We start from the raw sequence: 18,580 nt of genomic DNA, 5'->3' as shown, positions 1-18,580 counted from the left end.
ACCAATACTGGCGCGCAGCTAAATGTGCAGCTTTCGGACAATATGGGCCATTCATCGGCTTATTCCTTTAACTATCAACCACCGGCCATTCATAATTATGATAACCCGAATTCCATGGATGGGGATATTATATTTATGGATATCAATGGTGACGGGATTTTGGATATTATCCCTATTATGACCAGTGCCCTTGTTAAAGGTGGAAACGATTTGGTGGACAATACCAACGCCTGGGCCATTACCTATACTCCAGGCAGTGGCTTTAACCGTTGCAGCGGCATGGCAAACAGCCAATATCTGAAAATAGAAGATGGCTACCTTCTGGGTGAAGACATGATGACATATACAGTAAGAAATGATGCAATAATCTCTAGTACTTTCTGACAGGAGGGCTGTTTAATTGGGGATTGGACTGGGAGTACAATGATTTTGAAAAATATTTTGCTAAAATTACATTTATATAGTAATGTATTTAAGATTGATATGTTATTTTGAATATAGAAATAGAAAGATGAGTAAAAGTGAAGTTATCTACAGGATTAATAATAGCGTTGATAGTTATGGGAATAGGCGGAGGTTGTGGCTTTCTTGTGGCTTCGGCCAATATTCCAAGTAACCTGCCGGATATTCAGCCAGCTCTAACATCACATATTTATGACATAAAAGGGAATGAAATAGCTGTTGTACATGCTGAGGAGGACAGAGAACCAGTCAAAAGTGAGGAAATACCGGAAAATTTAAAGAAAGCCTTTTTGGCAACGGAGGATGTGCGGTTTTACCAACATATAGGCATTGATTATCGTGGAGTTATGCGTGCTATGTGGGAGAATATTTCACACCGTGAAGTTGCCGAGGGCGGTTCTACCATTACTCAGCAGCTGGCACGAAATGCTTACTTAAATCAAGAGCGTACCTTTAGCCGCAAAATTCAGGAGATGTTTTTGGCACTTAAAATTGAACATAGACATACCAAGGAAGAAATCCTGGAAATGTACCTTAATCAGATTTACTTTGGGCGCGGTGTCTATGGTATCCAAGCAGCATCAAAATATTATTTTAACAAGAACGTGAAAGACTTGGACCTAAATGAATGTGCTATGCTGGCAGGGATACCGAAAAGCCCTAATCATTATTCTCCATTAAATAATTTGGAGGAAGCTCAGAAAAGGAAGGCTGTGGTTCTACAGCAAATGGCCAAATATGGTTTTATCAGTTCCTCCACTGCCCAAAAGACGGCTAAGCAAGAAATACATTTAGTTCAGTCAGCTCCAAAGGAGGTAGGTGACGCTCATTATTTCATTGATTATGTAAAGCAGACAATCATAGATAAATATGGCGATGATGGATTATATAAGGGTGGGCTGAAGATTTATACCACCCTTGACATGGATATGCAGCGGGCCGCTGAGGAGGCCATGAAAAACCTTCCAGAGATGAATGAGGCTAATGGACTGAAACAACCTCAGGGGGCATTGGTGGCTATTGAGCCTCATAGTGGCTATATAAAGGCCATGGTAGGTGGTCGCGGGACAGATATGTTTAATCGTGCAGCATTGGCGGAACGGCAGCCTGGTTCTGCCTTCAAGCCATTTGTTTATGCTGCTGCCCTGGAGTCTGGCTATACGCCTGACTCAATTGTGGCTGATACACCATTTACCAAGTACGGCTGGAATCCACAAAATTATGACCGCAGTTTTTATGGAAGTGTTCCACTAAGCTCTGTTTGTGCCCAGTCATTGAATGTGGCAACGGTGCGTGTGGCAGATGATATAGGTATCGATAAGGTTATAAAGTATGCTCAGGATATGGGGATATCCACCTTGGTACAGGAGGGAGAGCGGAATGATGTTAATCTTTCCACTGCGCTGGGCGGAATAACAAGGGGCGTAACTCCATTGGAGCTTACCAGTGCCTATTGCACCTTTGCCAACAAGGGAATTTATGCTAAGGGCACTCCTATAGTAAAGGTGCTGGACCGTGATGGCAATGTTCTGGAGGAATATCCTAATCCAGCAAATTCCAGACGTGTGTTAAAAGAGGAGACTGCAGCAAATCTTGATAGTATGCTACAGGGAGTAGTCAGCCATGGCACAGGAACCAGAGCCAATATCGGCGGCCATGTGGCAGGAAAAACCGGCACCACCAGTGATTATCACGATGCTTGGTTTGTGGGCTATGTACCTGATCTGGTGGTGGGGGTATGGATTGGTACCGACGACAACCAGCCAATGGGTTCAATGACCGGCGGTACGACTCCGGCAAGAATCTGGGCAATATTTATGAGGTCTTTGGGAAGGTGAATGTGGTAAACCGTAAACGGCTGGCCAATGATGTTTTGTATATTGCTTTGAGTCACTGATAATAATTGTACCCCAAAAGCAGTCAGTAAGTGGCTGCTTTTTCCATTGGCAATGAGATAGTACAAAAGGTATAATTGGTATAGGAATGGTTATGTGTGGTGAGGTGATATTTCATGAACGAAAGGACACAGATTATTTTTATGCAGGTCAGAATTATCAGGCTTGCTTCGAAAGCATGGAATATGTCTATAAACGATGTCATGCGGATATTTAATAAGTTTGACATCCTTGGTTATATTGAAGCAGGTTTTGGTATTTTTCATTGTGAAGGCGATGAAGCAATTTTGGAAGATATATCCGAATTGCTTGCCGACAAGGGGATGAAGTTGTAATGCTATCGATATTTGATGGGATGAGATTGTATCATGGTAGTTATTGTATCGTTGAAAAGCCTCAATTGGAGCGATGTGCCAAGCAAAAAGATTTTGGTCAAGGGTTTTATTTGACATCTTCCCGGGTGCCTGATAGGTTAAATGATCAATATTGCCTTAAAACTATTGCGGCATTAGATTGTCTGACTCTCGTTAGGAGTGAAAAAATATGTCTGGAGATGCAATAGCCAAAGATACACTGGATTATACAATAGATTTATTGATTACTATGGTAGTAGAGGAAATAGCTGATGAAACAGGGAAGGCGACGGCGGATGTTTTGGAAGATTTTCTTGCTTCACGTACAGGTAAGGCGTTATATGACGAAAATACAAAACTGTGGTGTAATGGACCATCTTATCTCGTTGAACTTTATAATGAGGAGAAGGAAAATAAGGCAAGACAATAATGCTTTTATGTGTTTTTTGTGAGGTTGCATATGCAGCCTCTTTTATTTTAGGTAATTGGACTCAGAGTACGACACTTTCAAGAGATTATTTGCTAAAGTAGTCTTAACATAATTGGAGTTTTGCGCTTAGGGGGGAATAGTTATGGCTCTATTAGCGTCGGCGTAATTTAACCACCTACGGGTCGGTCAGTATAGCCATTTCAGAGTCAGTATAAAATGACCACTACACCAGTCAGCTTTGTTGACCAATAACCCAGCTTAGGCTGTTAGTTAGCCTTATCTAAGACACTATTTATCTTCATGGTTCAGATTATCAACCTGAACATTTACCACTTTGAGCTTTCGACCACGGTAACTTTTTCCCTTAAGGTTAAAGACTATGGCGTTATCAAATATCCGGTCCAGTGAGCAGAGAAGAGCATTGCAGCCAGGGAGCTATGTGTATCTATTGATGTACGCCGGAGAAGCAACCTATATTGGGCTGTACAATGGCGAGGAAGTCAAAGATTTGAATTTAATGGGTATAAAAAACTTTTCAAAAACTAACCAGTCTCCTTGGGGTGAATATGTGGGAGTAGGAACATCAACGATGCTTTCTATTGAGGTTTGGTATTGCCTGCGGAAGACTGATGGAACCACTGGTTGGACCAAGGTTGTTGAAAATGGTAGTTTTGCGCTGGAAGATAAAAAATTTGGAGGCAGAACGCCTACTTTCTAAGGTCATTTTTACAGGTTAATGTTGTGGTGGTAATTTTAGAATCTTAAGAGGATGTATTAAGAGGAGGTAAGAGGGGATGAAAAAAGTCGTTTGGGTAGTAGTTGCGGTAATTTATTTATTATTGCCAAATACCAGTGCAGCTGCTTGGGGAGAACCATATCCTGATACACTTTATAATGGTGCCTATGTTTTGGTGAGTGGACGAATGGGGGGAGGACAATATGTAGATATGTCGTCCCGTTTAGTTGAAATATATAATCCGCCTCATTATCAAATCGCTATCAATGTTGTAAGTGTGACATTTTCTGAGGATTATTACAGAGCCCATGGTACTTATATTGGGGGACCATATAAGGTGTACAGTGACCAAAGACTGATGAAGTTTAGGTATGATTACGATACTAAAGCAATATGGGTATTAGGTAGTGCAGGCGTCTGGAAATATTGGGATATTTATCGGGTACATACTATTGCTGATGGTCATCCGCTTATCCCTTATTCCGCCGAAGCAGCTTTTGCAGCAGCATATAATATGCGCTTCTTTGGTAGGATTACAGGATATGGTGGGGAGAGGGTTATATCTGAGGATTTTTATAAGGTTTTAGGTGTGTAATATCATAGTGGGAAATGTTGGAGAACGGGTTATGTACTCTTTTTAAAGCCACATTAAAGTATCTGAAATAAGTATTTTGAATAATTGACATGAAAAATACAAAAAGTAACATTGCAATATCATTATTATGTTTGTTCACATTTGTAGTATATGTATTTGGAATACTCCTATATGAAACAGAGTATACTGATTGGAAATACATATCATGTGTTAAACATAATCCATACGGTGATGATGAAGAGGATGCTGATAAAAAAACGAACAGCAAAAACAAATCTTCACAACAAGATTTAGGAGAGTTATTTGAAAAATACTTTCAAAATCCTCAATGGACAACTTTCGAGTCAACTAAAGGCCATAGGATAGTTGAGTTCAACGGTGAATGCGAATATGATGGGAAGCCCGCAAAGGTTAAGATGCAATTTATCATCATATACTATGTTGACTCTTTTTTTCACTATTGGTGGTACTACAGGGTTGGTGCTATAGAGGTAAATAAAACCGCTTTGAGCTCTGGGGAAAGAAATGAATTTTTCGGGAAAATTCTAGCCAGTAAAAAATAAACTATATCCAAATGTGAATGGGGAGGCAATCGAAATGAAAAAGGTAATTGTAGTGTTTGCTGCACTATTTTGTGGAGTAGTGGCATGGGCTAATATGCCCGCTGAGGTATGGGCCTATCCAGGAGTGAGGATAGATTATGGTGAGACAACTCATAATGTGCCTTGTTTTTGGTATGTGGATTTCGCCACCTTAGAGAAGTCTGGCACAAACGATAATCCGATGATAAAGATCATGGTTTCTTTCGGAACTGAACAATATGAAATATTGGAAAGACACTACCAATTTATAAAGCAAAATGGCAAATGGGTATTTAAGTGGCGTGAACCTTTTGGTGGCAAGCATGAAGCTTCTGACTCTGGTCCGGTTTGGCAAAATGTGTCCAGCGAGCGTCTAGCAAATGATGTATTGTATATTGCTTTTAATCACTAATACGCGAATGATTATGAAAAAAGATTATCATTGTCTCCTGTATACGACCTTTCTAAGTTATTAGCGATGTTTGATTGGATTAAGGCTAATATTTCAAAATATCCAGTAACTATTTCTTGGATTCCAGATTAATGATATTGGATATGCTGCTTTCCTTTTTCACCGTACAAAGGTATAATGAAATTGAAAGTATTATTAAGCGAGGGGGCTGGTTACATTGAAATTAAGTATTGAAACAATAAAAGATAGACTGTCTCCCATTTTTAAACAATATGGTATATTAAACGCGTATTTATTTGGTTCTTACGCCCGTGGCGAAGCAACTGATAATAGTGATGTAGACCTCCGTGTGGATATTGGGGATTTAAGTGGATTAAAGTATTCAGAATTTTATGTTGATGTTGAAGCTGCTCTTTCCTGTAAGGCAGATATTCTAACAACCAGACAGTTGCCTAAGACATTTTTAAACCACATTCGCAGGGAGGAAATCAAGTTATATGGAAATTGATAGTAAAGATATACATCGGATTAAACATATCATTGATTACTGCCATAAAATTGAAAATGTCATGAAGAAACTTTCAGGGGAGGACAAGAAAAGCTCTTACTTTGATGTAAATAATTATGAAATTAGGGATTTAACTTGTTTTTATTTATTGCAAATAGGTGAGCTTTCTATCGGACTTACAGATGAGTTTAAGAATAAACATTCTGCGTTACCCTGGAAGGCAATTAGAGGTTTTAGAAATATTGTGGCACATAGGTATGATACTATAGATGTTGAAACGGTTTGGGATATTATAAATAGCAATATACCAGAGCTGAAAGAGGCATGTATGAATATAGTATTGCAGGCACAGCCAAAAGTTGCTGTGGAGTTATAGTCAGGGAGAAGCAGTTATTGCGCAGAGGAGTCGTTGTATTGCAACGGCTTCTTTTTTTATTGGGACATTGGACTCAGAGTACGACACTTTCAAAAGATTATTTGCTAAAGTAGTCTTAACATAATTGGAGTTTTGCGCTTAGGGGGAATAGTTATGGCTCTTGTAGTTGCTTCTAATATGGCTGCTTTAAACACATATAATACATTGAAGAAAAATGACAAAAAGATGGCTAATAATCTGGAAAAGGTCTCTTCTGGCATGAAAATCAACAGTGCCAAGGACGACGCTTCCGGGTATGCTATTTCTGAGAAAATGCGTGTGCAGATTCGGGCGTTGGCTCAAGATGACCAAAATGTTAAGAATGGCAAGTCATTATTGTTTGTAGCCCATGGTGGTATACAGGAAATAGTTAATAATCTGCGTACCATAAAAGAAATGGCATTAAATGCTGCTAATGATACCAATACTGATGCGGATAGGGCGATTATTCAAAAAGAACTGGAGCAACGTAAATTACAAATTGATGATATAGCATCTACTACTGAATTTAATGGGAAATATTTGTTGAATGGAAGTTTAAAATCCATATATAAAAGTAGTCCAATAAGTAGTAGTGAAACATATAACAACTATGTAATTCCCTCCGTCAATAAAGGAAAAATTTCCCCTGTTATTGATACTAATAATCCTAATGAGTACAGTTATACAATAACGGAAGATGGTATTTATGGTATACAGTACCCTGGGAATATGAATGATGAATTAAAAAATTGTACAATTTATATAGATGCAGATAATGTAACATTAAAGGATTGGAATTGGGCACAGGTTCCACATTTAAATATGAAAATAGTCTGCTTGAGAGATAATACAAATATTGTTTTGGATAATGCGTGTATTTCTACCTGGGGAACGGATTCTCTTATTACGTTTGGTTCAGGGACACAAAATACTTTGACGTGCATTCCTGGTTATAATTATTTGACCAGAAGTCCTGATGAAGGTTCTGTTATTAATACTCCTATGATAGATATTGGTGGAGGGTTAACAATTTTAACTCATGGAAGAGAAAGCAACGTGTCACCAGACCTTATATTGCGCGAAGAAAACAGAAAAAAGGGTATAATTAAGAACCCTATAACTTATAACAGCCCCTTAATCGGAACCAAAGCAAATGTTCAGACTAATTCCAATTTAACAATAAAGACAGATAACTATCCTGTTGAAGATTATCGAGGAATAGCAAATCGGTTTAGCATTCTCATTTATTCCGACCAATTGAAAGATTACTGCAATGTTTGTGTCATTGGCTCTGGAGTAAATGGTTCCATGGGGGATATTAATCAGGTGAGTGGTACGATTTGTTACCAATATGATGATTATGGTCTTAATTATGATTTTTCTCGTTGGTTTCCTGAGCTTTATGGCGCAGGGAAGGGAGGAACCGTAGGGAATATTTCTTGTGATCATATTTATAGTACATCAAATACAAACAATTCAAATTATCGATATTCTTATCCTGTTACATATTCTAATGACGTAACTTCAGATGATGAGTTCTTAAACATTGATAGTTTGTATCGTGATAATGATGATGGACTTGTAATCCATACAGGAACCAAAGCCAATGAGAATATTCATATAAATATAGATGATATGCATTGTGAAGCATTGGGAATCGGTAATATTAAGGTTGTTAATAGGGATGAAGCTATAAATTCATTATCATACATAGATGCAGCTATAGATAAGGCTTTAGGAGAAATTACAGATGTTGGTGCATATATGAGTCGAATGGACTTTACAGATAACAATATTATTACGGCACAAGAAAACACCATTAGTGCGGAATCTGTTATACGCGATACAGACATGGCTAAGGAAATGACAGGTTTTGCTACAAATAATCTCCTGTCTCAGGCGGCGCAGTCTATGTTAGCTCAGGCTAATCAAAATAGTAGTAATGTATTGAGTTTATTACAATAAATTTATTAGAAAGGGTTGAATGTATATGGTAAAAGCAACGTTTGAGAACTTTTTGGAGAAATATCCAAACTATCAAAGCTTGAAGGATGATATGGGGGCAAAAGCCGTATTTGAAATGCTTAGTACGGCTGAAAGTATTTCTGCTTCTGTTAAAGCAATAGAAGATGATGAGCCGGCATTATTGCCCCATGTTCGCGTCATAGAATACTTGCTGGCCAATTGCAAAGAAACGACATTGGATCTAAATAATGATTTCCATAAACAGGGCATTGGCAGAATGCAATGCGCTATATTGGAAGGAATGGGATATGAACCCAATGTAGATAAAAAACTGCCAAAATGGTGTAATGAACATATAAAAGAGGCCATGTGTTATGATAAACAATGATTGAAGTACACAATTTATGGATTCCTTAATCTAACTATAAAAATGTCAGATAATAGAGAGGTCGTTGCATTGCAATGGCTTCTTTTTTTATTGGGACATTGGACTCAGAGTACGACACTTTCAAAAGATTATTTGCTAAAGTAGTCTTAATATAATCTGTTTTTGTACATAGGGGGAATAGTTATGGCTCTTGTAGTTGCCTCTAATATGGCTGCTTTAAACACATATAATACATTGAAGAAAAATGACAAAAAGATGGCTAATAATCTGGAAAAAGTGTCTTCTGGTATGAAAATCAATAGTGCCAAGGATGACGCCTCAGGGTATGCTATTTCTGAGAAAATGCGGGTGCAAATTCGCTCATTAGAGCAGGATATTACCAATTCACAGAATGGTATTAGCTTAATGAAGGTCGCCGAAGGGGCTGTTTCATCTACGGTGGATATTTTGCGAACGTTTAAGGAAAAGGCATTGGATGCTGCCAATGACACTAATACATATATAGACAGGGCAACAATTCAAAAGGAACTGGATGAACTCATTGACCAAGTGGATGATAATGCCAATGTTACATATAACGGTAAATATTTGATTAACGGCAGTATGGAGGTAAAAATTGAGACTGATAGAGAGCAGATAATTGCAGCTCTAAACACGGAGTGGATTGAGAATAGCTTAGACCATATTGAAGAAGCCTATGGATTGACTTTTCGAGGTTCGGATGCGTCAGTCAGGGAAATAACAGTTGAGTTTGAAGATAAGCCTGGGGCTTTTGAGGCTGCACTTTGCTCGTGGACAATAGACCGTAATGGGAAGGCTGATAGCTTGAAAATGATAATAAATACTGGTAATATCAGTCTATATGATAAGACAGATCCATCTGGTTGGTCTACTGACCGGATTATTATGCACGAATTAACGCATGCTATTATGGCATCTAATATTGCAAATATGCATACGCTTCCTACGTTTATAACTGAAGGGACGGCCTCATATATTCAAGGACGAGATGATTTGACTACAACACTTGCCACTCACGATAAATCGTGGTTACAGAACCAGTTATTGGATGACAGTGATTATACTGCCAGTTCTAATGATCCTTATGATGCAGGCTACATATTTCTGCGTTACTTAACAGCGCAAAGTGCAGGTGACGGTAAAGAAGTAATGCATCGTTTTATGAATTCGTTAAGTCATTCATCAAAACGTGGAGTAGGGATGTTGGATGAGGCTGTACAGTTTGCGTCTAAAGGAAAGTTTTCATCCCGTGATGATATGCTTGCCAAAATGCTGGATGACTATGATATTGCTGGCAATATGACGGATTTCCTAAAAGCTTACTGTAATATAGATTTGACCAATGAAGATGTTGGTTCCACCTTGGGAAGTGATGCAGGTGGTCCTAAGTCGTTATCAGGGGCAGATGTGGTGTCAGAGGCAGGTTCAACAGAGTTTTGGTACTTGCCAGGTGGTAAATATTCTTCACTAGGAGACCTTTTGGTAGAATGGCCAGACGGTTATCAGGAAAGAATGGGGAAGTTGACTCTGCAGACAGGAACTAAGGCAGGGCAATCTATGAAAGTTAGTTTCAAGGATATGCGTGCAGAAGCTATGGGCCTTAAAGATAAGTTTGGTAAAAAAATTAGCGTGAACACTAGGGAAGATGCCAATAATACTATCCGTGTAGTTGATCAAGCACTTCGTAAAGCGTTGGAACAGCAGACCACTATCGGCTCCATGCAAAGTCGCCTGGAATTTACTATTGAAAACCTTATAACGGCTGACGAAAATGTACAAAATGCTGAATCTACGATTCGTGATGCAGATATGGCCAAGGAAATGACGGACTACTCAAAGCACAATGTTTTGTTGCAAGCAGCGCAGTCTATGTTAGCTCAGGCTAATCAAAATAGCAGTAATGTGCTGAATTTACTACAATAACAATTCGGAGCTGTCGTAGATCTTGCGGTAGTTCTTTTATAAATTTGCCATAGAAGAGAAGAGTCGTTGCATTGCAACGGCTTTTTATTGACACTATGGAGACTTACTTAGTATACTTAGTAAAAGAGAAATTAGAAAGCTTGGAAAGGAGAATGGATATGGCAGTTTCTAAAACCGTTACCTGTTCTTTTACGTTAGATAGAGAGACTTATGATGCCTTTAAAAGTATTGTTGTTAAAAACCATGAAAACGTTAAGGGTAATTTAATAAGGTATATGAAGGATGTTATCCAGTTCGAAACCTCCAATGCGGCAACTTTGGCAGCAATAAAGGAAGTCGAGGAAATGAAAAAGAATCCGTCTGTTGGCAAATCCTATTCGGATGTTGATAGGATGATGGAGGATTTGTTGGCGTGAAGTATGTAGTAAAGCCTACCAGCCAGTTTAAAAGAGATTTGAAGCGTGCAAAAAAGCGTGGATACAATATTGACCTTATTACGGATGTTATCAAAAAGCTGGCTCAGGGAGAGGAGCTTCCGCCAGAAAATAAGGATCATCAATTAAGTGGTAAGCTGGCAAAGTACCGGGAGTGTCATATTACACCGGATTGGTTATTGATGTATGAGATAGATGATATATATTTATATCTGTACCTGGCAAGAACTGGAACCCATAGTGATTTGTTCTGATGGACAAAGCAATTAAATTTATTACTTTATCATTTTATAAGCGAGGTGAAAACACCGTAGTTGGCAGATTAGGCTACGGTGCATAGTTGCAGAATATATCAGAAGAAATTATTGAATTTGCCGACCGCAGCGAAGCTATGGCTTTGCTGGGAGAAAGAGACGAGTATGTTCGTGTATTGATGGAGAATTTTGACGCGCGGTTCATTAGCCGTGGAGAGGTGCTGGAAATCAGCGGTGAGTCATCCCAGGTGGAGCCGGCTGCCAAGATTATGCGGGAGCTGCAGTACCTGTATAGACAAGGCAATGCCATCACCATGCACGAAGTAAGATATAGTATTGGTTTGGTAAAAGGGGGCCAGGGTGAGGCCCTTCACAGCCTTTTTGGGGATACCATTTTGGTGACCTCCAGAGGACGTCATGTACGCCCGAAAACCTTGGGACAGCGGGTTTATGTGGATGCCATAAAAAAGAATTCCATTACCTTCGGTGTGGGCCCTGCGGGAACGGGTAAAACATATCTGGCGGTGGTTTTGGCCTGCGCTGCTCTTCGTAATCGTGAGGTGGAAAAGCTGATTCTTACCCGTCCGGCGGTGGAAGCTGGGGAAAAGCTGGGCTTTTTGCCGGGAGATTTACAGGAAAAGGTTGATCCATATCTTCGTCCTCTTTATGATGCCTTGCAGGATATATTGGGTCAGGACACATATCAGAAGCTCATGACCAAGGGGGTTATCGAGATTGCTCCATTGGCCTATATGCGTGGTCGTACTCTGGAAAATGCCTATGTTATTCTCGACGAGGCCCAGAATACCACTGCCAAGCAGATGAAAATGTTTTTGACCCGTCTTGGTTTTGGCTCCAAGATGGTGGTAACAGGAGACCCGGGGCAGATTGATTTGCCAAGGGGGGTTACCTCAGGGTTAATAGAAGCAACCAGGGTCCTTGAGAATGTCAAGGGCATTGAAATAGTACGCATGGAAGCCATGGATGTAATCAGACATGACGTGGTATCGAGAATTGTAGAGGCCTATGATCGTTATGAGGCTTCACGTAAAGAAGAATAATAGGAGAATTTGCCAATGGATGTTATTATCAGCCGTGAGCCCGAAGATTTGAAGCTGGAGCCGGAAATCGAGGAAATTGTGCGCAATGCCGTTGAGGTTACCGGGCCTCTTTATGGAGTGGAAAATGGGGAGGTAAGTATTACCCTCACCAATAATGAATATATCCATGAGCTTAATAATAAGTATCGCGGTTTGGACCGTCCAACCGATGTACTGTCATTTGCCTTTGCAGACAGCCAGGAGGACGAGCCGGAAATCGAGGGCGGTCTGGAGACTGAGATTTTGGGAGATATTATTATTTCCGTGGAAAAGGCTCAGGAGCAGGCCAAAGAGTATGGTCACAGTTTGAAAAGAGAGCTTTCCTTCCTCACTGTTCACGGGATGCTTCATCTTATGGGGTATGACCACATGGATGAGGAAGAACGGCTGGAAATGGAAGAGGAGCAGCGTTATGTAATGGGGAAGCTGGGAATCAGCCGTGATGACGGCGATGATAAGGATATGCAGCTTCCACTGGCCCAGGCCCCTGATGTTGTAAAGGGCAAGGGGATAGAAATTGATATTAATTCTATTCCACAGAATGAGCCTAAGAAATTGCCAAAGGATTATAAATCCGGCTTTGTGGCAGTAATTGGCCGTCCAAATGTGGGTAAATCCACTTTGATAAACAGCCTTATCGGTCAGAAAATCGCCATTATGTCTGATAAGCCCCAGACTACCCGTAACCGCATCATGTGTGTACTGACCAAGCCGGATGCCCAGCTGGTATTTTTGGATACGCCGGGTATTCATAAGCCTATTGATAAGCTGGGAGAATACATGGTAAAAGCCGCTGAGGGCACTTTGCAGGAGGTTGACGCCATTATTTTCGTGGTGGATGCCAATGAGAAATTTGGTCCTGGTGAGCATTATATTCTTGAGCGTCTCAAGTCCACCAAAAAGCCTGTAGTATTGGCCATTAACAAGGTGGATTTGCTGGAGGACAAGGAGGCTCTGCTTCCAATCATAACCAATTACAATGGTAAGTACGACTTTGCGGCTACTGTCCCTATTTCTGCTTTGGAGGAAAATAATCTGGAGGGATTGCTGGATGAGGTAAAGAAGTACCTGCCAAAGGGACCGCAGTATTATCCTGAGGATATGGTGACAGACCAGCCTGAGCGACTGATCATCGCAGAAATGGTTCGTGAAAAGGTGCTGCACCTTACCCGTGATGAGGTGCCTCATTCCATTGCAGTTGATGTGGATGAAATGAAGGTTCGGGATAACGGTGATAATTATGTACGGGTGACGATTTACGTGGAGCGTGAGTCCCAGAAGGGTATTATCATCGGTAAAAAGGGTGCTATGCTGAAGGAAATCGGTGCCCAGGCCCGTCAGGATGTACAGATGCTGTTGGGTGGCAAGGTGTTCCTTGACCTTTGGGTTAAGGTGAAAAAGGACTGGCGCAACCGGGACAATATTCTTAAAGGATTCGGTTTTGAATAATGGGACAGTATCAGACTGATGCCCTGGTGCTGGGGGTAAAGAACTGGGGCGAAGCAGATAAAATAATTACCCTGCTTTCCCGTGAGCATGGGAAGATAACGGCAACGGCCTTTGGCTGTCGTCGCCCTAAAAGCCCTTTGGCAGGGGCTCTGCAGATGTTCAATGAGGTGGACATCCAGCTCACCAAGGGCAATCGCCTGGACACTGTTCGCCAGGCGTCCTTGAAGCATGCCAATCGCACTATGAGTACGGATTTCTCAGCCATGGCCTATGGTGCCTTTGTGGCAGAGCTGGCCACAAATTTGGCGGTGGAGGGTTTTCCCCAGGGGGATATGTACGATAAACTGTTGGAGGTCTTCGATGCCTTTGGCAGCCGTAATCCAAGAATTGCGGCTCTGGCCGCGGCTTTCCAGATTTTGGAATTTTCTGGTATGCAGCTTTCCTATGAAAGATGTGTCAGAAGTGGCCTGGATATTGAAGGAGATGCTTTTTTTTCCATCCAGGAGGGTGGAGCATTGCTTCCTGAAATGGTTCAGCCGGATGATAAAGATATTATGGAATATCCGGAAGCTATGCGGGTATTTATTGGCCAGCTTTTGAAGCTGAATTGGCTGGAAAAGCCAGCCTTTAAGGTCAGCGGCAGTATTATGGTTCAGGCTGAAGCCCTTTTATTGGGGTATTTATACAGTATGTTTGGCAAGCCTATGAAATCATTAAAATTTATTCAGCAGCTTGGTTGACAGCAACATAATTAATAGTCCAATTTAAAAGTCTGGGAAGTGACTCAAATCATTTCCCAGACCTTTTTGGTTTCACCTAAAATATTACTTTCCGAAGTATCTCTTTAACAGACCTTCAAAGCCTTTGCAGTGACGGGCTTCATCCTTGCACATTTCATGGACGGTATCGTGGATAGCATCCAGATTCAGCTTCTTGGCATGAACTGCCAGCTTTTTCTTGCCCTCGCAGGCACCAAATTCAGCATCAACACGCATCTTCAGATTTTTCTCTGTGCTGTCAGTTAATACTTCACCCAGCAACTCAGCAAATTTTGCTGCATGCTCTGCCTCTTCCCAAGCATAACGCTTGAAGGCTTCGGCTACCTCAGGATAGCCTTCACGGTCAGCCACACGGGACATTGCCAGATACATACCAACCTCGGTGCATTCGCCGTTGAAGTTCTGCTTCAGACCTTCAATAATTTCAGAGTCAACACCCTGAGCTACACCCAGCTTGTGTTCATCAGCTAACTGCTGACCGCCTTCTTCCATTTTGTTGAATTTTTCAGAACCAACATGGCAGATAGGACACTCATCTGGTGGAGCATCTCCCTCGTGAACGTAACCACAAACGCTGCATACATATTTAGCCATACTGTACCTCCTTAATAATAGTACACACACTCAGCTTCTTACATATAATTATATCGAAAATGGTACAAAAATAAAGAATAATTTGACATTTTTTACGATTCGTATTTGCTATTTTTAGGACTCACTATTATTGGCGTTACCTTCTGTGCTGTTTTGGGACTTTATCCATTGGGAGTAAGGCTGTGCATATTCATTACTGCGGTTAGCCTGTACATACGCATAAAAGTTACGAACTTGCTGGGCCCGCTTACGAATTTCCTCCCCCTTCCAATTATTCTTTTTGCCAGGAGTAAACAAATTTGTGCCACCCAAAGCATGCTGTCGTGCTACAATATCCTCTAAAGCCACATCCGGATTACGTAAAATGTCATAGAGCACTATGAAGGTCGTGGTGCGTCCATGTCCTGCATGGCAATGAAAATGCAGCCAGTAATTGGATGGCAGATTTTTGTAGAAGTCCATAAAGTCATCTATATCTTCATCTGTAGGTGCACATTGGTCTGCAACAGGAATACGTTTGTAGCACATTCCAAGCCGTTTGGCAAGAGCTTCCTCTGGTTCAGCCTGCTCAACCTTTATAGTACGGGATGTAAACAGCTTTGTGTCGGTTTTGCCCAAAGGAATAAAGGTTATTTCTTTGCCCACCATGGATTGTAATGCTTTTTCCTCAGTCTGTGGTATTTCCGCTGAACTGAGGTTACGGTTGTCTAAATTATTTTTAATGTAACGGCTTACGGCAAAGTCACCGTTTACAAAGCCATGGGATTCTCTCCGTAAATCCACCACATAGATGACCGCATTTTGGCCAGCATGCTCGTATATTTTGTCCCTAACCATGGCGAGGCCTGCACCGGAAAATTCGGCACTGGCAGAACATCTTAGGGTATCCATTCCCTGACGGGAGGGAACACTGCTCAAGGATTGCGGAAATTCATCTGTCATGAATCTAAGACTGCGGGGAAATACGGCTCCTGACATGGAATCCAGTCGCCAAATTGGCGCATCCTGTTTTTCAGCGGCCTGGGCTGTTGCCATCAGCATAATAAGCAAATAACAGACCACAGTAAACAGACTGCAAGTGGATTTCGTTATTCGATTTTTTTTCATTAACATGAATTATTCAACCTCCTATCGTTTTGAATCTTCATTAAGGTTTTGTACTTATGCAAATTCTACATGTGCAGAAAAAATCCTGCTGATTTTTAGTCTGCAAAGGATAAGTATTATTTTTCGACAGGATTAATGATAGAGATGCCATAGTCATTTATTTTAAAAAAAGAATTAAACTAATGGAGCATAATTTGTAGTTGCATGGCAAATATGATAAAATTGCATGTTAGTATTATTCTGTAATATGTATATAAACCATGAAATTTCTAGGAGAAAACAATGTTTGAAATAATTACAAAATCCCCGGAGGAAACGGCGGCTATAGGTGAGAAAATCGGCAGGCTAGTTTCCAATGGAACAGTGATTTGCCTATATGGTGATCTGGGAGCCGGCAAGACACTGTTTGTGCAGAACTTGGCCAAGGGCTTGGAAATAGATGAGGATGTTACCTCTCCTACATTTAATATAATGAATGTTTATGAGGGGCGGCTCCCCCTTTATCATTTTGACTTGTACCGTCTGGAGCAGGAGTACGAGCTGGAGGATATCGGCTTTTACGATTATGTGGATGATCCTGATGGTATTGTGGTTATTGAATGGGCGGATAAGTTTGCTGATTGTCTGCCTGATGACTTTGTACTGCTTACCATTGAAAGAACAGAGGCAGAGGAAAATGAACGCCGCCTGATTTTTGATATCAGAGGGGATGTTTATAAAGATATTTTCCGGGAGGTGGAAGAACTGTGCCAATTTTAGCAATGGATACTGCTACCATGGTTTCCAGCGTGGCAGTTGCAGATAATAAAAAATTACTGGCTGAACTAATCGTAGAAAATAAGCTGACACATTCTGAGACGCTGCTTCCACATGTGGAACAGGTTCTCAATATGGCAGGAACCAAGAAAGAGGATTTGGAGGCAGTGGCCGTAAGTATTGGCCCAGGCTCCTTTACGGGCCTTCGCATTGGACTGGCTGCGGCTAAGGCCATCGCCTATGGCTTGAATATTCCAATTATTGGTATTCCTACCATTGAGGGTCTCGCTTGGCATTATCCTGTTCCTGGAATAAGGGTGGCAGGCTTTATAGATGCCCAAAAGGGAAATGTTTACACCGCCCATTATAAGTGGAATGGCAGTGCTTTTGATGAGGTAAAGCCTATTGAGGTGGTATCCTTGGAGGACGCCATTAACATTTGCGGTGAGATTGAGGGGACTGTGATGGCTGTTGGCGACATGGTTTCAAAGAAGATGATTAAGCTGGGTAACCTTCCGGAAAATCTTATTATTCCACCAAAGCATACAATGATGCCAAGGGCAGCCAATATTGCCATGGCTGGTTTAAAGAAGCTGGCAGCAGGCCAGGTGGGCTCAGTGATGGACATGGAACCTATTTATATAAGAAAATCCGAGGCTGAGGTGCTTTGGGAGAAGCGACAGGCAAAGCTGAAGCAGGAGGCCCAATGATCATCTTTCGTAAAATGGTGCCGGAGGATGCAGATGCCGTGGCTGAGGTAGAAAAGCAGTGCTTTGCCACACCATGGTCCCGTGAATCCTTTTGGCGTGATGCCTCCAGCAGTGATACCTATTATCTTCTTGCCATTGATGAGGAAGCTGATAACAAGGTAATCGGTTATGTAGGATGCTGGATTTTGGCTTATGAAGGCAGTATTACCAATGTGGCCATAGCTCCAGAATATCGTCGTCAGGGAATAGGGCGGCAGATGCTCATTAAATTAATCGAGGAGGTCAAAGCCCGTGGGGTTACGGCGATGACATTGGAGGCAAGGGTTTCCAATACTCCTGCCATTAAATTATATGAAGGCCTGGGCTTTAAAAGCGTAGGGCAACGACCGAAATATTATACCAGCCCTGTGGAGGATGCCGAAATAATGTGGAATACTCATATTTAAGGCTGGTTATTGATATGGAGAAATATATGGATAAGGTTAATAAGGACAAAGAAAAGATTGTTACACTGGCAATAGAGTCCAGCTGTGATGAAACCTCGGCAGCTGTGTTGGTTGGTGGCAGAACTGTGCTTTCCAATATCATAGCAACCCAGATTCCAATACATAGAAAATTTGGCGGGGTGGTGCCAGAAATCGCTTCCCGCAAGCATATTGTCAATGTGATGCCGGTTATTGATGAGGCTTTGGAAAAGGCCGGTGTGACACTGAAGGACATTGACCAGGTGG

Annotated in this window: 24 protein-coding genes and 3 pseudogenes; 25 read left to right on the top strand and 2 right to left on the bottom strand. The window is 41.2% G+C overall.

Annotated elements, in window-relative coordinates; genetic code table 11:
• The 21 genes and pseudogenes from ACKI5G_RS08085 to recO all read left to right on the top strand — a co-directional run.
• The coding region (locus ACKI5G_RS08085; protein WP_407399291.1) for a hypothetical protein at positions 1-384 on the top strand (384 nt) is incomplete at its 5' end.
• Between the two features lie 137 nt (positions 385-521).
• On the top strand, positions 522-2,300 hold the full coding sequence (locus ACKI5G_RS08080; protein ID WP_407399289.1) for a transglycosylase domain-containing protein: 1,779 nt from the start codon (positions 522-524) through the stop codon (positions 2,298-2,300).
• A 173-nt stretch (positions 2,301-2,473) separates the two neighbouring features.
• The gene (locus ACKI5G_RS08075; protein ID WP_407399287.1) at positions 2,474-2,692 is read left to right on the top strand and encodes a DUF3791 domain-containing protein; all 219 of its coding nucleotides are present in this window, start codon (positions 2,474-2,476) and stop codon (positions 2,690-2,692) included.
• Entirely contained in the window at positions 2,692-2,919 is a 228-nt protein-coding gene (locus tag ACKI5G_RS08070; RefSeq protein ID WP_407399285.1) for a DUF3990 domain-containing protein, read from the top strand. The genes ACKI5G_RS08075 and ACKI5G_RS08070 overlap by 1 nt, the downstream gene beginning before the upstream one ends.
• Positions 2,901-3,140, top strand: a complete 240-nt coding sequence (locus tag ACKI5G_RS08065) for a hypothetical protein (RefSeq protein WP_407399283.1) — start codon at positions 2,901-2,903, stop codon at positions 3,138-3,140. Before ACKI5G_RS08070 ends, ACKI5G_RS08065 begins: the two co-directional genes overlap by 19 nt.
• A 379-nt stretch (positions 3,141-3,519) precedes the next feature.
• On the top strand, positions 3,520-3,858 hold the full coding sequence (locus ACKI5G_RS08060; protein WP_407399281.1) for a hypothetical protein: 339 nt from the start codon (positions 3,520-3,522) through the stop codon (positions 3,856-3,858).
• Between the two features lie 76 nt (positions 3,859-3,934).
• The gene (locus tag ACKI5G_RS08055) at positions 3,935-4,471 is read left to right on the top strand and encodes a hypothetical protein (protein ID WP_407399279.1); all 537 of its coding nucleotides are present in this window, start codon (positions 3,935-3,937) and stop codon (positions 4,469-4,471) included.
• Between the two features lie 89 nt (positions 4,472-4,560).
• Positions 4,561-5,034, top strand: a complete 474-nt coding sequence (locus ACKI5G_RS08050; protein WP_407399277.1) for a hypothetical protein — start codon at positions 4,561-4,563, stop codon at positions 5,032-5,034.
• Between the two features lie 34 nt (positions 5,035-5,068).
• Positions 5,069-5,464, top strand: coding sequence for a hypothetical protein (locus ACKI5G_RS08045; RefSeq protein WP_407399275.1), 396 nt, complete (start codon positions 5,069-5,071; stop codon positions 5,462-5,464).
• Positions 5,465-5,681: 217 nt separating this feature from the next.
• The gene (locus ACKI5G_RS08040) at positions 5,682-5,972 is read left to right on the top strand and encodes a nucleotidyltransferase family protein (RefSeq protein WP_407399273.1); all 291 of its coding nucleotides are present in this window, start codon (positions 5,682-5,684) and stop codon (positions 5,970-5,972) included.
• Positions 5,962-6,348, top strand: coding sequence for a DUF86 domain-containing protein (locus tag ACKI5G_RS08035; protein WP_407399271.1), 387 nt, complete (start codon positions 5,962-5,964; stop codon positions 6,346-6,348). Before ACKI5G_RS08040 ends, ACKI5G_RS08035 begins: the two co-directional genes overlap by 11 nt.
• A gap of 153 nt (positions 6,349-6,501) precedes the next feature.
• A pseudogene (locus ACKI5G_RS08030) lies at positions 6,502-6,936 on the top strand (flagellin); the annotation flags it as partial.
• A 162-nt stretch (positions 6,937-7,098) separates the two neighbouring features.
• Complete coding sequence (locus tag ACKI5G_RS08025; protein WP_407399297.1) at positions 7,099-8,334, top strand: flagellin; 1,236 nt, start codon at positions 7,099-7,101, stop codon at positions 8,332-8,334.
• Positions 8,335-8,359: 25 nt separating this feature from the next.
• Positions 8,360-8,722 carry a hypothetical protein gene (locus ACKI5G_RS08020; RefSeq protein WP_407399269.1) on the top strand — a complete coding sequence of 121 codons (363 nt, stop codon included), beginning with the start codon at positions 8,360-8,362 and terminating at the stop codon, positions 8,720-8,722.
• 183 nt (positions 8,723-8,905) lie between these two features.
• The gene (locus ACKI5G_RS08015) at positions 8,906-10,666 is read left to right on the top strand and encodes a flagellinolysin (protein ID WP_407399267.1); all 1,761 of its coding nucleotides are present in this window, start codon (positions 8,906-8,908) and stop codon (positions 10,664-10,666) included.
• Positions 10,667-10,824: 158 nt separating this feature from the next.
• Entirely contained in the window at positions 10,825-11,082 is a 258-nt protein-coding gene (locus ACKI5G_RS08010; RefSeq protein WP_296730927.1) for a hypothetical protein, read from the top strand.
• Positions 11,079-11,354 (top strand): type II toxin-antitoxin system YafQ family toxin, encoded by a 276-nt coding sequence (locus tag ACKI5G_RS08005; RefSeq protein ID WP_297966414.1) that lies wholly within the window; start codon positions 11,079-11,081, stop codon positions 11,352-11,354. Before ACKI5G_RS08010 ends, ACKI5G_RS08005 begins: the two co-directional genes overlap by 4 nt.
• A gap of 137 nt (positions 11,355-11,491) precedes the next feature.
• Positions 11,492-12,415, top strand: coding sequence for a PhoH family protein (locus tag ACKI5G_RS08000; protein ID WP_407399295.1), 924 nt, complete (start codon positions 11,492-11,494; stop codon positions 12,413-12,415).
• A gap of 15 nt (positions 12,416-12,430) precedes the next feature.
• Positions 12,431-12,895, top strand: a pseudogene (ybeY, locus tag ACKI5G_RS07995) (rRNA maturation RNase YbeY); the annotation flags it as partial.
• A gap of 114 nt (positions 12,896-13,009) precedes the next feature.
• The gene (gene era / locus ACKI5G_RS07990) at positions 13,010-13,903 is read left to right on the top strand and encodes a GTPase Era (protein ID WP_407399293.1); all 894 of its coding nucleotides are present in this window, start codon (positions 13,010-13,012) and stop codon (positions 13,901-13,903) included.
• Positions 13,903-14,643 carry a DNA repair protein RecO gene (recO, locus tag ACKI5G_RS07985; RefSeq protein ID WP_407399264.1) on the top strand — a complete coding sequence of 247 codons (741 nt, stop codon included), beginning with the start codon at positions 13,903-13,905 and terminating at the stop codon, positions 14,641-14,643. The genes era and recO overlap by 1 nt, the downstream gene beginning before the upstream one ends.
• A gap of 84 nt (positions 14,644-14,727) precedes the next feature.
• Here recO and ACKI5G_RS07980 read toward each other — a convergent pair whose 3' ends face one another.
• Both ACKI5G_RS07980 and ACKI5G_RS07975 read right to left on the bottom strand, forming a co-directional pair.
• Positions 14,728-15,276, bottom strand: a complete 549-nt coding sequence (locus ACKI5G_RS07980) for an NADH peroxidase (RefSeq protein WP_407399262.1) — start codon at positions 15,274-15,276, stop codon at positions 14,728-14,730.
• Between the two features lie 114 nt (positions 15,277-15,390).
• Complete coding sequence (locus tag ACKI5G_RS07975; RefSeq protein ID WP_407399260.1) at positions 15,391-16,389, bottom strand: hypothetical protein; 999 nt, start codon at positions 16,387-16,389, stop codon at positions 15,391-15,393.
• 276 nt (positions 16,390-16,665) lie between these two features.
• On the opposite strand from ACKI5G_RS07975, the gene tsaE reads away from it, so the two are divergent.
• From tsaE to ACKI5G_RS07955, 4 genes and pseudogenes are all read left to right on the top strand, one after another.
• Entirely contained in the window at positions 16,666-17,142 is a 477-nt protein-coding gene (gene tsaE, locus ACKI5G_RS07970) for a tRNA (adenosine(37)-N6)-threonylcarbamoyltransferase complex ATPase subunit type 1 TsaE (protein ID WP_407399258.1), read from the top strand.
• On the top strand, positions 17,130-17,849 hold the full coding sequence (tsaB, locus tag ACKI5G_RS07965; protein ID WP_407399256.1) for a tRNA (adenosine(37)-N6)-threonylcarbamoyltransferase complex dimerization subunit type 1 TsaB: 720 nt from the start codon (positions 17,130-17,132) through the stop codon (positions 17,847-17,849). The genes tsaE and tsaB overlap by 13 nt, the downstream gene beginning before the upstream one ends.
• Positions 17,846-18,295: a ribosomal protein S18-alanine N-acetyltransferase gene (gene rimI, locus ACKI5G_RS07960; RefSeq protein ID WP_407399254.1), complete on the top strand. Its 450-nt coding sequence runs from the start codon at positions 17,846-17,848 to the stop codon at positions 18,293-18,295. Before tsaB ends, rimI begins: the two co-directional genes overlap by 4 nt.
• Positions 18,296-18,321: 26 nt before the next feature.
• Positions 18,322-18,580: pseudogene (locus ACKI5G_RS07955) on the top strand (tRNA (adenosine(37)-N6)-threonylcarbamoyltransferase complex transferase subunit TsaD); the annotation flags it as partial.

Origin of the sequence: Anaerovibrio sp., assembly GCF_045637405.1 — a bacterium.
Classification (GTDB): Bacteria; Bacillota; Negativicutes; order Selenomonadales; family Selenomonadaceae; genus Anaerovibrio.
Note: the sequence above shows the minus strand (reverse complement) of the source record. Positions and strands in the feature narration are given on the sequence as shown.

Bases quoted from the DNA above. Each gene is read 5' to 3' on its own strand.
- ACKI5G_RS08015 (WP_407399267.1), top strand. From the start codon at position 8,906: ATGGCTCTTGTAGTTGCCTCTAATATGGCTGCTTTAAACACATATAAT.
- ACKI5G_RS08025 (WP_407399297.1), top strand. From the start codon at position 7,099: ATGAATGATGAATTAAAAAATTGTACAATTTATATAGATGCAGATAAT.
- ACKI5G_RS08035 (WP_407399271.1), top strand. From the start codon at position 5,962: ATGGAAATTGATAGTAAAGATATACATCGGATTAAACATATCATTGAT.
- ACKI5G_RS08045 (WP_407399275.1), top strand. From the start codon at position 5,069: ATGAAAAAGGTAATTGTAGTGTTTGCTGCACTATTTTGTGGAGTAGTG.
- rimI (WP_407399254.1), top strand. From the start codon at position 17,846: ATGATCATCTTTCGTAAAATGGTGCCGGAGGATGCAGATGCCGTGGCT.
- ACKI5G_RS08055 (WP_407399279.1), top strand. From the start codon at position 3,935: ATGAAAAAAGTCGTTTGGGTAGTAGTTGCGGTAATTTATTTATTATTG.
- ACKI5G_RS08020 (WP_407399269.1), top strand. From the start codon at position 8,360: ATGGTAAAAGCAACGTTTGAGAACTTTTTGGAGAAATATCCAAACTAT.
- ACKI5G_RS08010 (WP_296730927.1), top strand. From the start codon at position 10,825: ATGGCAGTTTCTAAAACCGTTACCTGTTCTTTTACGTTAGATAGAGAG.
- ACKI5G_RS07975 (WP_407399260.1), bottom strand. From the start codon at position 16,389: ATGTTAATGAAAAAAAATCGAATAACGAAATCCACTTGCAGTCTGTTT.
- ACKI5G_RS07980 (WP_407399262.1), bottom strand. From the start codon at position 15,276: ATGGCTAAATATGTATGCAGCGTTTGTGGTTACGTTCACGAGGGAGAT.
- ACKI5G_RS08000 (WP_407399295.1), top strand. From the start codon at position 11,492: ATGGCTTTGCTGGGAGAAAGAGACGAGTATGTTCGTGTATTGATGGAG.
- ACKI5G_RS08050 (WP_407399277.1), top strand. From the start codon at position 4,561: ATGAAAAATACAAAAAGTAACATTGCAATATCATTATTATGTTTGTTC.
- ACKI5G_RS08075 (WP_407399287.1), top strand. From the start codon at position 2,474: ATGAACGAAAGGACACAGATTATTTTTATGCAGGTCAGAATTATCAGG.
- recO (WP_407399264.1), top strand. From the start codon at position 13,903: ATGGGACAGTATCAGACTGATGCCCTGGTGCTGGGGGTAAAGAACTGG.
- ACKI5G_RS08065 (WP_407399283.1), top strand. From the start codon at position 2,901: ATGTCTGGAGATGCAATAGCCAAAGATACACTGGATTATACAATAGAT.
- tsaE (WP_407399258.1), top strand. From the start codon at position 16,666: ATGTTTGAAATAATTACAAAATCCCCGGAGGAAACGGCGGCTATAGGT.
- ACKI5G_RS08060 (WP_407399281.1), top strand. From the start codon at position 3,520: ATGGCGTTATCAAATATCCGGTCCAGTGAGCAGAGAAGAGCATTGCAG.
- ACKI5G_RS08070 (WP_407399285.1), top strand. From the start codon at position 2,692: ATGCTATCGATATTTGATGGGATGAGATTGTATCATGGTAGTTATTGT.